Genomic DNA, 16,875 nt, shown 5'->3' on the forward strand with positions numbered 1-16,875 from the left:
ATCGGCCTATTCTATTGATTGAAGATATGCACTCATTTTTCATACCTTCTTAATTATTCATTCTCAATTCTACATTTTCAACTTTCAATTATTTCGGTGCCGCCCGGTATACAAATAACGCCACCACAGCAAATAACATATTCGGTATCCATACCGCTAATAACGGACTCATGCCTCCATTGGTTGCAAAAACCGTGGAAAATTGCATAAATAATATGTACGAGAAACTGATTAACAATCCCAATCCCAAATGGAACCCCATTCCTCCCCGAATCTTACGGGAAGCGATACATACCCCGATTAACGTCAATATAAATGTAGCGAAAGCGCCCGAAAACATCTTGTACTTCTCAATCTGGAACTCAACCACGTTACTACTTCCCCGCAATTTTTGCCGAGCGATGTATTCATCCAGTTCCGGTAATGTCAAGCGCTCCTTAATTTTCTTGGGGTCCTCGGAGAATTCCGCCGCACTAAAATTTAATAGCGTGTCAATAGTTTGTCCTGTCGTGTAAGTCTCCTTGATCCCGTCAAATTCCCGTAGCGTCCAGTTGTTAATCCGCCACTTCTCAAGTTCTTTATTCCATGAAATAGATTTTGCCGTCAACTTACTAACCAGCGTATCCTCCCGAAATACCTCGTAGGTAAAATCATTACCCCGGCTGGAATACACGTTAAAACTCGACATATAGATAAAAACACCCGGTGCAATCTGCCGGTGAATATTCTCTTCCTTGTTGCTATACTTTTTCCAAATATATTGCTCGGAGAACTCGATCCGCTTCTTGTTGGCATTCGGAATAATAAAAGCACTCAAAAGAAGTGATAAACAGGCAATCACCCCGGCCGATATCATGTATGGCCGGACCATTCTCCGGAAACTGATACCCGTACTTAAAATAGCAATAATCTCACTATTATAAGCCATCTTTGACGTGAAGAAAATAACAGAAATAAAAGTAAACAAAGAGGAAAACACGTTCGCGAAATAAGGCACGAAATTCAGGTAATAATCAAATATGATCGCCTTCACGGGAGCCTCGTTCTCGATAAATTTCTCCAATCTCTCCGAAAGGTCGAAAACCACGACAATACTCAAGATCAGTACCATCGAAAAGAAAAAGGTACCTAGGAACTTCCGGATAATATATAAGTCTAATTTTTTCATTTTACGCTAGTTGCTTCTCAGCACTATAATCTTCTTGTAACTTTCTTTATCGTACTCTCTTTCCACGTCACGAAATCTCCTTCCAGTATATGTTTACGAGCTTCACGTACTAACCACAAATAAAACGACAAATTATGGATCGAGCAAATTTGTAGCCCTAAAATTTCATCCGCCTTGATTAAATGGCGCAAATACGCTTTCGAGTAATCATCATCTACAAAACTCAACCCGGCCGGATCAATACGACTGCAATCCTTCTCCCACTTCTTGTTCTTTATATTGATCACGCCCTCCGTGGTAAACAGCATACCATTTCTCCCGTTTCGGGTCGGCATCACGCAATCAAACATATCCACACCTAAAGAGATTGCCTCCAAAATATTCTCCGGGGTCCCGACCCCCATCAGGTAACGGGGCTTATCCTGCGGCAAAATCCGGTTTACGACTTGAATCATCTCGTACATGACCTCAGCCTCTTCCCCAACAGCTAATCCCCCGATTGCATATCCCTCTCGATCAAGAGCAACAGCGTGTTCCGCTGCCTTTTCCCGCAAATCCCGGAAAGTACATCCTTGCACGATCGGAAAAAGCGACTGGTGATAACCGTACAATGGCTCCGTGGAGTCAAGTCGTTTCACGCATCGTTCCAACCAACGCTGGGTCAGCTCCAAAGAATTCTTCGCATAACCGTATTCACTCTGCCCCGGGGGACATTCATCAAATGCCATGATTATATCAGCCCCTATCTTACGCTGAATATCCATGACATTTTCAGGAGTAAACAGATGTTTCGAACCATCAATATGAGAACGGAACACGACCCCTTCTTCCGTGATTTTCCGACAATCACCTAAAGAAAAAACTTGAAAACCGCCACTATCCGTGAGGATCGGACGATCCCATGAATTAAATTTATGTAGTCCCCCTGCTTCTTCCAACACCTCTGTACCCGGCCGCAAATACAAATGATACGTGTTGCCCAAAATGATCTGGGCCTTAATATCTTCCTTCAACTCTCTCGCATGCACGGCTTTCACGGTTCCCACCGTACCCACAGGCATAAAGATCGGAGTTTCAATATTCCCATGATCCGTGGTTAACACACCACATCGTGCATCACTGTTTTTGTCTTTCGCTAAAAGGGTATATTTCATCTAATCATGATTTTGAGCGCACAAAGATAGGAATAATTAAATCTAAAATCATAAATCTAAAATTATTTATATCTTTGGTCCAAATTAAAAAAACAAAAAATAATTGTCATGAGGATGTTTTACAAGTTAATTGTATGTATGTTTATCGTGGGGTTTGCCCTACCCGGAAACGCTCAAAACAAGGGCAAAAAATTCACTCTGGAAGATTTTAACTTGACCTACACGTTCAGGACACAAGGTGTTTCAGGTCTCCGTTCGCTAAATGACGGGGAACACTATACCGTGTTGGAAGACAAAGGCAAAAAGCTGGTCATGTATAGTTACAAAACCGGGAAAGCCGTAAGCACTTTACTAGACTTGAACGATCCCAAGTACAAAGCTGTTCAGACTATCCAAGATTACGAATTCAGCCCGGAAGAAGACCGGATTCTGATTTGCACGAATATAAATCCGATCTACCGTCGTTCATTCACGGCAGACTACTTCGTGTTCGATTTTAAAAATAAGGAATTAAAACCTTTATCGGAAGGTGGTTCTCAACGTTTGGCAACCTTCTCTCCTACCGGAACGAAAGTGGCATTCGTGAGAGACAACAACATCTTTATCGCGGACCTACGTTTCGGTTCCGAAATTCAAATCACCTTTGATGGGAAATTTAACGAAATCATTAACGGAGCCCCCGACTGGGTATATGAAGAGGAATTCGGATTCAACAAAGCCTTCGAGTGGGCCCCCGACGGATCTGCCCTCGCGTTCATCAAATTTGACGAATCAGCCGTGAAGACTTACCACATGAATATGTTCAGAGGACAATATCCGGCATACGAACAAAATGCCCTTTATCCCTCGAACTATTCCTATAAATACCCGAAAGCCGGGGAAGCCAATTCCATCGTGAGCGTCCACGTTTACGACATTAAAGATCGTGTCACCACCCCAATGAATATTGGTGAAGAAACCGATATTTACATACCCCGTATCAAATGGACAAAAGATCCGAAAAGATTAGCTATCATGAAACTGAACCGTTTCCAGAATCAACTGGAAATTCTGTTGGCCAATGCCCGCGTGGGAAGTACAACCGTGCTTTACCGGGAAGAAAATAAATATTATATCGCGGAAAGCAACTTGGACAACTTGATCTTCATGGAAGACGGGCAACATTTCATCATGAGTAGTGAAAAAAGTGGTTATTCTCACCTCTACTTGTATGCCATGAGCGGTAAAGAAATTCAGCCGATCACTTCCGGTAAATACGACGTGGTTGACTTCTACGGGTACGATCCGGCAAAAAAACTTTATTACTATGCCTCTCACGAAGAATCACCTCTGGAAAAATACATCTACTCCATTGACTTAAAAGGTAAGAAAAAGAAACTCACCCCGACAAAAGGATGGAATGAAGCAGAATTCAGTAAATCATTCAAATACTATATTAATATAGTATCTAACGCGGATATGCCTCACGTGTACACCCTGTACGCAGCAAACGGTAAAGCTGTTCGCACGCTGGAAGACAATGCCGCGTTGAAAACGAAACTGGCAGATTACGATGTTGCCAAAAAAGAATTCATTCAAATCCCGGCAGCAGACGGAACGACCATGTTAAACGCATGGCTCATGAAACCCGTGAATTTTGACGCATCAAAAGCTTACCCGTTATTAATCATCCAGTACAGCGGTCCGAACTCTCAGCAAGTAAACAATAGTTGGGGCATGGACTGGACACAATACCTCGCACAAGAAGGTTATATCGTGGCTTGCATCGATCCTCGCGGAACGGCTGCCAGAGGGGAAGAATTCCGCAAATGTACCTATATGCAACTCGGAAAAATCGAAAGTGACGATATGATCGCCGCCGCAAAATGGCTTGCCGGACAATCTTACATCGATGCACAAAAAGTAGGTATCTGGGGTTGGAGCTTTGGCGGATTCATGTCATCACTTTGCCTCATGAAAGGAAATGACGTGTTCTCCACGGCTATCGCCGTTGCGCCCGTTACTCACTGGGGATTCTACGATTCCATCTACACGGAACGCTTCATGAGACGCCCGCAGGATAATCCTTCCGGATACAATGACAACTCCCCGATCAACTGGGTAAAACACTTAAAAGGAAACTTATTGTTATGCCACGGAACCGCGGATGACAACGTACACGTGCAAAACACCTACGAATTATCCGAGGCTCTCGTACAAGCAAACAAACAATTCGATATGCAGATCTACACCAACCGTAACCATAGCATATACGGCGGTTACACCCGGTTACAACTGTATACCAAATTTGTAAACTATTTGAATCAACATCTGAAATAAAATTTCAAATGTTGATTCAAGTTACAGGTTGGCAGGTTACAAGTTACAGGTTTAGCGTCAACGCTTGCACGTCAAGAACCTGTAACTTGTAACTTACCAACCTGAAACAAAAAAAACAGATAAGTTGTGATCGAATCACAACTTATCTGTTTTTTTTATATCTTGCAAACGATAGAAATAAACATGATCTCAGCGCAATTATCTTCGGGATAACCAAGCTGAAATCTTAAATCATAAATTTAAAAATAAAAACGTTATGAGTAAATGTATCTGTACGTTAGAACCCAAAGCCATCTGGGAAAACTTTTATAAACTAACTCAAGTTCCACGTCCGTCAAACCATGAAGAAAAAGCCAGAGAATTCGTTATGAATTGGGCAAAAGAAAACGGAATCCATGCTGAAATGGACGAGGCTAACAATATATTATTGAGCAAACCGGCCACCCCGGGGATGGAAAACCGCAAGGGAGTTATCCTGCAAGGTCACCTGGACATGGTTCCTCAAAAAAATGAAGACAAACAACACGACTTCACCAAAGACCCTATTGAAGCATATATCGACGGGGAATGGGTAACAGCAGACGGAACCACTCTTGGAGCAGACAACGGTATCGGTGTTGCCACCGGAATGGCTATTCTATTATCAAAAGATATTCCTCACGGCCCGGTTGAAGTGTTAATCACAGCTACCGAAGAAACCGGAATGGACGGGGCAAACGGAATCCGCCACAACTGGTTAAAAGGAGACATCTTGTTAAATCTTGACTCTGAAACAGAAGGCGAATTGTATGTTGGTTGCGCCGGAGGTATTGATGGAGAGATCGCGTTCGATTACACCCCTGAAGCTGTTCCAGCAGGACATAAAGCATTCCAATTATCATTGAAAGGATTAAAAGGAGGTCACTCCGGAATGGACATCAACTTGGGTAGAGGAAACGCCAACAAATTATATTTCCGTTTCTTGAAAGCAGTCAGCAAAGAATTAGACCTTCGTCTTTCTTCCGTATCCGGAGGAAACATGAGAAACGCGATCCCGCGTGAAGCTTTCGGAATCGTAACTGTTCCGGCTGCCAATGCAGACAAATTCCTAGCTAAAGTAAAAGAATACGAGGGAATATTTAAAGCTGAATTAAGCGCTAAAGAACCGAATCTCACGTTCTTTGCTGAAGAAACCGCTCTTCCACAGAATGTAATGCCGGTAAAAGTACAATATAACCTGATTAACGCCATCAAGGCTTGCCCGAATGGTGCCATGAGAATGATCGATTCCATGCCAGACACGGTTGAAACATCCAACAACTTGGCTATCGTGAAAGGTGGAGAAGGAAAGATCGAAATCTACATGTTAATGCGTTCTTCTGTTGAAACTGCAAAAACATCGTTAGCTCAAGTAGTAGCATCTGTTTTTGAACTGGCAGAAGCAAGCAAGATCAACTTTACCGGAGAATACCCGGGATGGAAACCCAATCCGGATTCAGCTATCCGCAAAGAAATGGAAGAAGTTTACATGAAATTATACGGTAAGAAACCGGCGATCATGGCTATCCATGCCGGATTGGAATGTGGTATCCTAGGATCTGCCTACCCACATTGGGACATGATTTCTTTCGGACCGACCATCAGTTCTCCTCACTCTCCGGACGAGAAAGTGAACATCGAATCTGTAAGTAAATTCTGGGAATTCTTGAAAGCTACATTAGCTGCAATTCCTACGAAATAATTAAATAAAAGGGGTTGTCCAAAAAGTCATTTTATTTCTAAAACTCCTCCGTCACTTCGTGCCACCTCCTCTATAAACAGAGGAGGAGCTGGTGACTCTTCCCGAAAACAGGGGGTATTTCAACTCTCCCTCTGTTTATAGAGGGAGTACCCCGAAGGGGGGAGGGAGTTTGAAAAATGACTTCTTGGACACCCCCTTTTCTCATTTTCCCGAAAAGAATAAAAAGCCGGGACCTTCAAATAAATCAGGCCTTGCCGGTACGTAAAACGCTAGAGATTGTTTCAATTTTCCCCTCACTTTCAAGCCATTTACTCTATTTTTAAATATTTTAACCACATCGTATTGTTTTCTGTATTATCTTTGTATGGAAAATTCATATTATTAAAACATGACTTTAAAGAAATTGACACTACCGGAACTCTTGAAAAATAGTTGTTCCAAGTTTTCAAAAAATTTATCTTTAAATTTTGTCGCAAGCGGAAAAAAAACTTACCAAGATTTATATAACGAGGTCGTATCTATTGCTAACCACTTACTTCATCTAGGTGTAAAGAAAGGAGACAAGGTTGCCATTTTAAGCGCGAATATGCCGAACTGGGGAATCACCCAATTTGCAATCGCAAACATTGGAGCCATTGCCGTACCGATCTTACCGGGATTCTGTTCTACAGAACTCCAGAATATACTGGAACATGCAGAGGTAAAAGTGATCTTCGTTTCCCGCCTACTGGCAAAATGTTTGGAAGGAGTAAAAACACCATTCCTTGAGCATAAAATCCTGATCAATAACTTTGCCACCATGCCGGAAGGATGCTACCAACCGGAAGACTTGGATAAATTGGTCCCGGATATTAATTTGAATAATACAACCCCTCTTCCCGAAGTTTCAATTGAAGAAGAGGACATTGCATCAATCATTTACACCTCCGGTACAACAGGATTCTCGAAAGGAGTAGTCTTAACACACAAAAACTTGGTATGGGATGCACGTCAGTGTCGTACCATTCAACCTGTAGATGAAACCTACCGTTTCCTAAGTATTCTGCCCATGGCACATACTTACGAAAACACACTGGGACTTTTGTTACCTTTGATGTTCGGAGCACAAGTATATTATCTGGATCGAGTACCGACCCCCAAATTACTTGTTCCGGCAATGCAGAAAATCCGTCCTACGGTAGTTTTATCCGTACCCTTGATTATAGAGAAAATTTACAAGTCGCAAGTGTTGCCTAAATTCACCAGTTCGAAATTGATGAGCAAGCTCTACCAATTCGCTCCGGCTCGTAAATTATTCAACCGATTGGCAGGAAAGAAACTAATGGAAACCTTTGGTGGGGAACTAAAATTCTTCGGAATCGGTGGTTCTAAACTAGATGGTACCGTGGAGCAATTCCTTCGGGAAGCTAAATTCCCCTATGCTATCGGTTACGGACTTACCGAAACAGCTCCCATGGCTGCGGGTTCCAACCCGTCACAGACCTTCCTTCAAGGAGTAGGTCCCGTCATGGAAGGTGTACAAATTAAAATCAATGATCCCGACAAGAGCGGACAAGGTGAAATCTGGATCAAAGGTCCTAACGTGATGAAAGGATACTACAAACGTCCGGAACTCACCGCAGAAACCTTCACAGAAGATGGTTGGTTTAAAACCGGAGACTTGGGTTCTTTCGACAAGAAGAATAGATTAGCTATCCGCGGAAGGATCAAAACCATGATTCTCGGTGCATCCGGAGAAAACATCTACCCGGAAGAAATCGAATCTATCATTAATAATTTCCGTTTCGTGAACGAATCCCTCGTAGTGGAAAATAGCGGTAAACTGGTTGCCATGGTTCATTTTAACATGGAAGAACTTGAAAAACAGTACCAGAAATTGAAAGACCAAGCCGGGAACTACAAGGAAAAAATCAACGACTACATTGAAGAACAAAAACAAGAACTACGGGATTACGTGAATGCCCGGGTGAACAACTTCTCAAAACTACAACTTGTACTCGTACAACATGAACCTTTTGAAAAGACACCCACTCACAAGATCAAACGTTTCTTGTATTGCAAATAATACAAAAAAATCGGGTTTTTAGGAACCCGATTTTTTTCTATAAGAGTTTTCCAGACTCATCATTAGGATTAACGGTTTTTGAAAGTCATCCCAACCACTTTACCACAAACGTTACGATAAACAGTATCTACCTTTATAACATCTCCATTACGTCCCAATCCTAACACATGGATACTTCCAGTTCTTTCAGAGCTTCCCTCAACTGAAGTTGCCGCCCACATATTGAAACTCTCATTATCAGGTCGGAAGTATAAATAATCAACCTTCGCACCAGGACCGACAACCGTATCTGTATCGTAAATAACCTTACCTTTATCAAACTCCAAGTCATAACTGTATATCTTATTTTTATAAGCATAATACAAATAAGGATCTTCCCGAGACATGGCAAATGCCGTGGCTTTATCCAAATCGGTCGCACCAGAAACTGTATGCTGGAAATATGGAGTAAAATAGTCTCCTCCCATACTCATGCTATAGCCAATATTAAACCGGAGACAATACATATTTGCCAAATCCGTAGTACCTGGCTTTCTAAAAATCCCATAGGCATACCCCGCATCGTTATCCATTTTTTTCCAACCTTTTGCCGCATAGACCAATTCCAAACCAACATTCCGGGGATCAAAAGCAAGTGCATCAGTATCTGTTCCTTCTGGTAATGGAACCGGATCCAGTTTCGTTTCTTTTAATTGTCCATATGAACATTTCAAGATATTAAAATGATAATTTTTATTATCATAGAACAAAAGGGTATTATTATTCAAAATTGCATAAGGAGCCAAACTATAGTCACCCGATACTTCAGGATTGAACAACGGTTCATACGATGCATACTGGAAATCTCTATAATGAAGTTTACCATTATTAATAATAAAATCATAAGTGATTCCCATACCCGTATTATATAAAGTTGCCACGGCACAGTATGCTTCAGGAGCTATAGGGCTAGGCATCACGTAAAACAGACTAGAATAGTCACTAATTTTCACGAAACTAGTCGGCTCTGTCACAACCCCTCCCTTACCGTCTGCACACAAAATGACAATCATATGTAGATCAGTAGCAGCATTATCAATATCCGCAATCCCGATAGGATGAGTTCCGGCATATTCTCCGTTAGCAGCATAGTAGATATTTTGAGAAAATATTTTAGAAGAATTCAAAAGTGACAAATTTGCATTTCCATCCAAGTCACTCAAAATCAAAAGTCCACTATTTTCAGCATCTACCGTAATATCGAATTCTTTCCTAGCAAACAAACCAGTTTCCTTGTCTGTTATTTTCAAGCGTGCATTATACAGACCGGGACCTGCAGCGACATAATACTTTAAATTTCGATCAAACCCCAACGTATCTATTTTTGCATTTTCACCAGCTCCCGCCTTGTACCAATACCACAGGTATTCAAGATTTTCCTCACTAACATTCTTGGATTGAGTAATCGTCGGTACAATACGCAATGTGTCATATTGAGTTATGCTTTGCCCTTTAATGGAATCAATTTTTATCTCGTTCGTCTCCACGTAATTATAAGTTCCGAGCTCTTCCATGCAGGACGTACACAACAATACAGTCAACACAGCTATCGTCAACAATAAATATTTTTTCATAGTCGGATATTTAAAAAATTATAGTCCAATCAGATTCAATCACCTGACCATTTTCATCATAAACAGGATAATTTTCCTTGAAATAATTCTGCATCTTCATTCCATAGCCTTTTAAAAGATAACGATTAGGCCCGTTATATGCAGGCAACTCCTCTATCTCACATACTTGCAATATCAATTTGTATTTTGTCTTACTCCAAGTACCGAAATATTTCCTTCCGTATATCAAATCCCACATCTCAGGCTTTTCCAACATATTCGACACTTTAATTAAAGCTAGCTGGCGTTTTGAAAAATCATTAGGGAACTCATCATTTGCAACTATTTGCAAGGCGATACTTACAGCAACAGAATCCAGTAATTTATCCGTACTATAAACTGTAACCGGAACTTTAGTAGTAAATGTACCTTTGGGCAACACATACGACTCTTCCAATGCATCATAATGCAAACCCACCTTTGCTGTTGACAACGTTTCATCTACCGCTACCCGAAAATGCCGATCATAATCAGCAGGATATCCAGCTATCTCCACCGGCACTTCAATCACATGAGAATTTTCCACGACCTTAGCGAAAGAATAAACAATACTATCTGCCTGGGCTCCCGACAAATTGAAATAAATCGTCGTTGCCGTGTTATTAAACCTTTCTTCTACCTGGTCTGTACACCCACTTCCCAAGAAAAGTAGTAACCCAATTATTATGAAAAACTTTACCATATCTTACTTGTTTCTATTCACAATATTTCCAAATTCAATTTCCGTATCAGGCAGAGGGAATGTGTATAAACTAGGAAAATTTCCATCCACTACACCCTCTATACTTGCGAAGTTTTTCCGCTTCATATAATAAAATAATTGCCCCTCACCCACGAACGATTTTCGGTATTCAGCATAAAGTTCAGCATCCAAATCATCTACCCCTTCTTTTAGATTATAAGAAGCACTGATACCAAAACTCTGCCGCACCCGATTCAAGTGCGAGAACGCATCGGATTCCTCTGTTGCAGCCTCTGCTGCTATGTAATAAGCCTCACAACCAGCAATCAGTGAAACATTCACAGGACGTTTACCATCTGAAGCCTTCATATATTTGGCCATATATTCTGTACTACTGTTGGGGTATTCGTGAAACCACTCTTTCCAACGACTATCGATGGATCCGTATTTATCTGTTTCGTAGATACTGTTCTTCCGCTCTTCTGGAATGATCAGTTGTTCCTCTTTTTCCAATCCGGGATTAAAATAATAGTCAGAATAGTCAGCAAGCTTATCTGAATACAATGAGAAGATGTAACTCGTTGAAGAACACCGACCAGAATTTACGGCTAATTCCGCCCATTTATAAGCCTCGTCCTTATTCTCCAAAAACAAATAAATACGTGCCAACGAAGTTGTTACCGCATAATAATTCATCCTTTCCCGACGATAACGCAGAAAACCGCCATCTTCATCATATTCGGCATTATCTTGCCCGCTATTAGTGTAATTTTCCGAATAACTCTTAAAGGCTGGCCCTATCGGGTCTGTCTCTTTCAGCAATGCTTCTGCTTCCAACAGATCCTGAATACAAGTTTCCGCAACCTGCTTCACGGTCTTCTGAGCAAAAGGTACATTTGTCACTTCATTCACATAGGGAATAGCCAAAGCATCTCCTCCCAGTACATAAGAAGGAGCATACATCCGCAACAAGTCAAAATGTAAATATGCCCGTAACCCCAAGGCCTCACCCTTGATGATATTATAGTTATCCGCCGTGAACAACTCTTTGTGTTGATCCATATTCCACAATAGGTTATTCAGATTAGCTATAATAGAGTACATATTAGACCAAATCTGTGAAACAGTAGGCTTAACATCTGCATGTCCGTAATCATATATAGTCATCGGCATATAGGTACTCTCCTCTGACGTTATGCTATAATACTGAGCCAGCACATCCATAAAGCTCATCGTCAAATTACCTCCATAAAGATTAGAAGAAACCATCTCGATATAAACCCCTAACAAGGCGGTTTTGAACCCGGATTCTTTCGAAAACAAATCTGTTTCTTTCACTTCTGTTTTAGGCGATACATCCAACCAACTATCACACCCAGTAAAAACAGAAATAATTGTTACCAATAATAGTAAACGATATATCTTTTTCATATTTTATCATTAAAAAGTTATCCTCAAAGAAGTTCTAAACGCATGTGCAAACGGATAGTCCAACCCTCGCTCTTCCTTCACAGATGACCAACGGAACACATCCGTCATGTTAAACGATAGACGCAGACTTTCCACTCGGATGTTTTTCAACCAATTGCCATTAAAATCATATGACACATTCAAAGTGCTTAATTTCAACCAATTGTATTTTTCGACAAATCGACTAGTCGCTTGCGTTACTTCATTGTTAGCTACGTCTTTAAAAAAGGTTACGTCTCCCGGTTTCTGCCAACGGTCTTCCAGTACTCGCCGATCACAATTATAGCGTTTATCAGCATTCTCAACCCGATCCACCAACGTTTGGTTGTAAGTGTCTCCTCCCAAACTATAGGTAAAATACATACTCAACGACAATCCTTTATAACCACCATTCAACGACACGTTTCCCTCAATCGTAGGGTCCGTACATCCTATCGGTTGCTGATCAGAAGAATTCCAAGTATCTGTCAGTGTACCATTGCGGGAAACAAAAATTTCTTTACCATTTGCCGGATTGATACCTTTAGAAGGAACTCCCCAAATCGTATTCAACGACTGTCCTTCAATGAAACGGACACGGGGTGCATTCATAACACTGTCATCCTGTACTTCATTCCATGCACGCAGACTGTTGGAAATCTTTTTCAGCTTATTTTTATTTCTAACGATACCAACACTCAAATTCATAAACCCGTCCTTATTCCGGAATACAGTTCCTCTCACCTTCAAATCAAAACCTTTATTTTCCAATTGTCCGATATTTTCCGTATAAGTGGTGAAACCTAAAGAGGGCGGTAAGGTAACGTCGGATAGCAAACTCTTGGAAGTATTCACATAATAGTTTGCCGAAACTGCAAGACGACGGTTTAATATATCGAAATCAATACCTACATTACGCTGCGTGGTCTTTTGCCACTCCAGACTACGGTTTGCCATACCTTTCATGATTGCCCCGATTCCATAACGGTAACGATTGTTCACATCATATTCATATTTGGGAATCGCTTGAAACGGGCTGAAGGACTGAGATCCTACCCAACCCAAAGATGCAGTAATCTTCAAACGATTGATGAATTTTACACGATCCTTAATGAACGCCTCATTATGCAGATTCCAACCAATACCTACCGAACCGAAAGGCGCCCAACGCGTATTCGCACCGAATTTAGACGATGCATCCGTACGTACAGATAAATCCAGCAAATAGCGTTCTTTGAAAGAATAGTTCATGTTCCCAACCCAACCTATTAATCGTGAAATTTCATCTTTTCCCGTAGGTGTTGAAGACTTAGGATAAGATGCACCAAACACGATATAATCCAAATTTTCATCGGGGAATCCTTCCACCTTTACAGTATACTCTTCTTTCGACAAATCCTGCATATTCAAAGCGGCATTCACGTTCAACACATGGTCATGAATCTTTTTGAAAAAACTAAGGATCACACTGGCATCATATCCAAACTCCTTTCCTTCCGTCGCCTGATAAGAACCACGACGATAATAGTTATCTCCCATCATGCTGCTAAAATCCGTATGTTTCGCTGGCTTGAAGACAACACCTTCACTTTTTTGATGATGAATGGCAAAGTTCCCTTTCAATCGTAAGGCTTCCGTGATATACCAATCAATACTGAAATTATTGGTAAAATTACTATAAGAAGTCCAATCTTGCACATTCAACTGTGTATTATATAATGGGTTCGGCACTTTGTCAAAAGCTCCACGCGTATCATCTTCCAACAAATACAAATAATGCCCATTTTCATCTTTGTATGCATAATAAGGGTTAGCTTTAGCATATTCACTAAAACTACCATAAGGAGAATTGTCCGCATTCACGACATCGTACATTATCTGATTCCTGAACACAATCTTTTTCATCTGGTATTGTAATAACATACCGACACTAATTCTTTCACGTCCGGATTCTTTCATTACCCCTAAAGCATCTTCGTAGGATAAATCCAAAGAATAACGCATGGCGTTTTCTCCACCCTCCACGAACAAGGAATGTTTATGTCCTACCGCTACACGTAATGGTTTATTCAACCAATAAGTATTATTCCCTTGCTCTATCAATCTCTTTTTATAATTGTATTGCGCTTCTCGTTCTTCTAACAAGTTCGCAACCGTCGAACTATAATAACCGGCCGCCCGTTCCAATTCCAATTTTTCCTCTGCATCCAGCAAATCGTAGTCCCGCAAATCCGGAATATTGAACGATAAATCCATATTATAACTCAAGCGAATAGATCCTAGTTCCGGCATTTTAGTTACAATCACAACCACTCCATTCGATGCACGCGAACCATAAATAGCAGTTGCCGCAGCATCTTTCAACAAAGTCATTGACTCTATCCGGTTCGGATCTAAGTCAAATACTTTTTCTGCCGACACCTCAAAACCATCCATAATAAAAGTCGGCATATTAGGATCTCCTTCATACTCATTCTTCACGTTAGGCATACTTGAACTACCTCGTATTTGAAATTTGGGAACCACGTTGGGATTCGAGCCATCTGCAATATTCTCTAACATCTTAAAAGAAGGATCCAACACCGATAAAGCCGTCAGGGCATTCACCGGATTTACCTGTCTCAATTCCTCTCCACTGAAAGAAGTTGCTGTACCTGTAAAACTTTCCTTTGCTTTGTTGAAATATCCGGTAACGACAACCTCATCCACCTCTGTTACATCTTCTTCCATCGTAACATTTATCACGTTATTGTCTTTCACAACCACTTCCACGTTTTTCATTCCAATACATGAAAATACTAAAGTAGAAATTGACGATCCGGGAATGCTAATCGCATAGTTTCCATCCGTATCCGTGACCACTCCCGTAGTCGTCCCCTTAATAAGTACTGTTACACCAGGAAGAGGTTCTTTATTTTTATCAAGCACAGATCCCTTGATCGTTCTTAACCCATTTCCCGTATTTGTTTTATTGGAATTATACTTCACTGAAATATACTTCCCATCCGTGATCTCTGTTCTAGAAAATGGTTTACCTTCCAATACTTTATCTAATGCATCAAGTATTGATACCTCCTTCAAAGAAGCTGTTACCTTGTAATTCTGGACATGGTCATAAACGAACAGAATTTTATACGAAGACATCTTTTCCAACTTCTTCAACACTTCCATCAATGGCTCATTTTTAAATTCTACTGTGATATTCTTTTGTACCTGAGCATGAACAAAAGACATCGTGAACAAAAGACATACAAGCAATGTACCCCGAAGAGACATCTGCAAACACCCGTGTCGTTCACGAAAAAATAGGCTGATTCTTTTCATAAATCTGTTTTTGAATTTCAATAAAAAATTATTCATGTCGACATTTTTCATATATTCCGTTTAAAAATATAAATTAGGTACCCCCTCCCTCAAAAAAATGTAAAAAAAATTAGCAATTGCATACACAATTGCTAATCACAAATTCGACACAATAATTTATATACTCAATCTACAAATATTATATGTTCTTCGTAGGAAACTTTCGCATGGCTAACCGAATTCAATAATTCCAATGCTTTTTCTATCGGTTGATCCCGTTGCGCCCAAAAATGCAACTTCACATCCATCATCGAATCATTCCTGAAAACAACCTTTACATTATACCACCGACCTAATTCCCGCATAACACTTAACATCGACTCATTATCGAAATAAAAATACCCTTGCGTCCACAAAGAATAGTTATCCGTATCTACTTTTTTCACTTCAAAAGAACCATTCTCCAATAAGAAAGCATCCTCTCCCGGCCGAATGACCACTTCCTCAAACGAGCTCTCATTCTTCACTTTGACACTTCCTTGAAGCAACGTAACATGAGTATCCTCTCGCAAATAATTTCTCAAATTGAATTCCGTACCCAATACCTCGGTCACGATATCCCCCGATTTTACTCTAAAAGGTCGCAATGTATCGCAAGCTACCCGAAAAAAACCTTCCCCATACAACTCAACCTCCCGTTGATCTCCTTTGAAAAAATTCGGGTATATCAAACGGCTCCCCGCATTTAACCACACACAAGTACCATCCGACAAACAAAATTGATAAAAACTTCCCCCACACGTTGTCAAAGTATGCATCTCAGGATCCGCCATCTGTTCTTCATTCACATAAGTCAGCATTTTCTCTTGGCGCAACACCTTGCCTGAATTTTCCAGCAAGCTATCCATCCGGGAATCAGAAAGTATTATTTGTCGCCCACTACTCGTAGACAACATAACTTCAACAGAAGTCGAGTCCGGGGAATAAGCAACAAATTCCAGTCCTCCCTTCGGCTCACTAAAAACATAAAACCTCAATCCCCCCCACACCAATACCAAACAAGCTGCAGCAACAGCAACTGCCATCCATAACCGATATGACACCCTTTTACTATTCTTTTTTTGCTTACGTAAAAATTTTTCCCAAGCAACCTCCGGTTCTCCTCCTAACGAAGAATCCTCTCGAATAAAACACTTACGACAATCCTGTAATAAACGAATATCTTGAATATTGTCGGGATCCGATAACAATTCTTTCAAATCTTCATCCGTATTTTCAGAGGCATCTAAAGCATCAAGCAAATGTTCCTTCGAATCTATATTTTGTTTCTTATCGTCCATTTCACTATTTTTATAAAATATAA

General features: G+C 40.7%; 10 protein-coding genes. 3 read left to right on the plus strand and 7 right to left on the minus strand.

Translation table 11 applies throughout. The features are described from left to right. Positions 1-88 precede the first annotated feature (88 nt). The gene (locus I2I33_RS07655) at positions 89-1,168 is read right to left on the minus strand and encodes an LptF/LptG family permease (protein WP_027199888.1); all 1,080 of its coding nucleotides are present in this window, start codon (positions 1,166-1,168) and stop codon (positions 89-91) included. 23 nt (positions 1,169-1,191) lie between these two features. Further along, complete coding sequence (gene tgt / locus I2I33_RS07660; RefSeq protein ID WP_087422417.1) at positions 1,192-2,322, minus strand: tRNA guanosine(34) transglycosylase Tgt; 1,131 nt, start codon at positions 2,320-2,322, stop codon at positions 1,192-1,194. A gap of 114 nt (positions 2,323-2,436) precedes the next feature. On the opposite strand from tgt, the gene I2I33_RS07665 reads away from it, so the two are divergent. From I2I33_RS07665 to I2I33_RS07675, 3 genes are all read left to right on the plus strand, one after another. Then, a complete protein-coding gene (locus I2I33_RS07665; protein ID WP_087422418.1) occupies positions 2,437-4,641 on the plus strand; it encodes a S9 family peptidase in 2,205 nt (734 codons plus the stop codon). Positions 4,642-4,897: 256 nt separating this feature from the next. Next, the gene (locus I2I33_RS07670; RefSeq protein WP_087422419.1) at positions 4,898-6,361 is read left to right on the plus strand and encodes an aminoacyl-histidine dipeptidase; all 1,464 of its coding nucleotides are present in this window, start codon (positions 4,898-4,900) and stop codon (positions 6,359-6,361) included. A gap of 388 nt (positions 6,362-6,749) precedes the next feature. After that, complete coding sequence (locus tag I2I33_RS07675; RefSeq protein WP_087422420.1) at positions 6,750-8,426, plus strand: AMP-binding protein; 1,677 nt, start codon at positions 6,750-6,752, stop codon at positions 8,424-8,426. Positions 8,427-8,494: 68 nt separating this feature from the next. Here the strand turns inward: I2I33_RS07675 and I2I33_RS07680 are convergent, their stop codons facing one another. The 5 genes from I2I33_RS07680 to I2I33_RS07700 all read right to left on the minus strand — a co-directional run bounded on the left by I2I33_RS07680 (position 8,495) and on the right by I2I33_RS07700 (position 16,852). Continuing rightward, positions 8,495-10,039, minus strand: a complete 1,545-nt coding sequence (locus I2I33_RS07680; protein ID WP_087422421.1) for a PKD-like family lipoprotein — start codon at positions 10,037-10,039, stop codon at positions 8,495-8,497. A gap of 10 nt (positions 10,040-10,049) precedes the next feature. Continuing rightward, positions 10,050-10,760, minus strand: a complete 711-nt coding sequence (locus I2I33_RS07685) for a DUF4843 domain-containing protein (protein ID WP_087422422.1) — start codon at positions 10,758-10,760, stop codon at positions 10,050-10,052. A 3-nt stretch (positions 10,761-10,763) separates the two neighbouring features. Then, entirely contained in the window at positions 10,764-12,191 is a 1,428-nt protein-coding gene (locus tag I2I33_RS07690) for a RagB/SusD family nutrient uptake outer membrane protein (protein WP_087422423.1), read from the minus strand. A 9-nt stretch (positions 12,192-12,200) separates the two neighbouring features. After that, positions 12,201-15,533 (minus strand): SusC/RagA family TonB-linked outer membrane protein, encoded by a 3,333-nt coding sequence (locus tag I2I33_RS07695; RefSeq protein WP_162613863.1) that lies wholly within the window; start codon positions 15,531-15,533, stop codon positions 12,201-12,203. A gap of 164 nt (positions 15,534-15,697) precedes the next feature. Continuing rightward, positions 15,698-16,852: a FecR family protein gene (locus I2I33_RS07700; protein ID WP_087422425.1), complete on the minus strand. Its 1,155-nt coding sequence runs from the start codon at positions 16,850-16,852 to the stop codon at positions 15,698-15,700. Between the last annotated feature and the right edge of the window lie 23 nt (positions 16,853-16,875).

The sequence above is a fragment of the Butyricimonas sp. BSD2780061689_150309_C8 genome, assembly GCF_015560935.1.
Classification (GTDB): domain Bacteria; phylum Bacteroidota; class Bacteroidia; order Bacteroidales; family Marinifilaceae; genus Butyricimonas; species Butyricimonas paravirosa.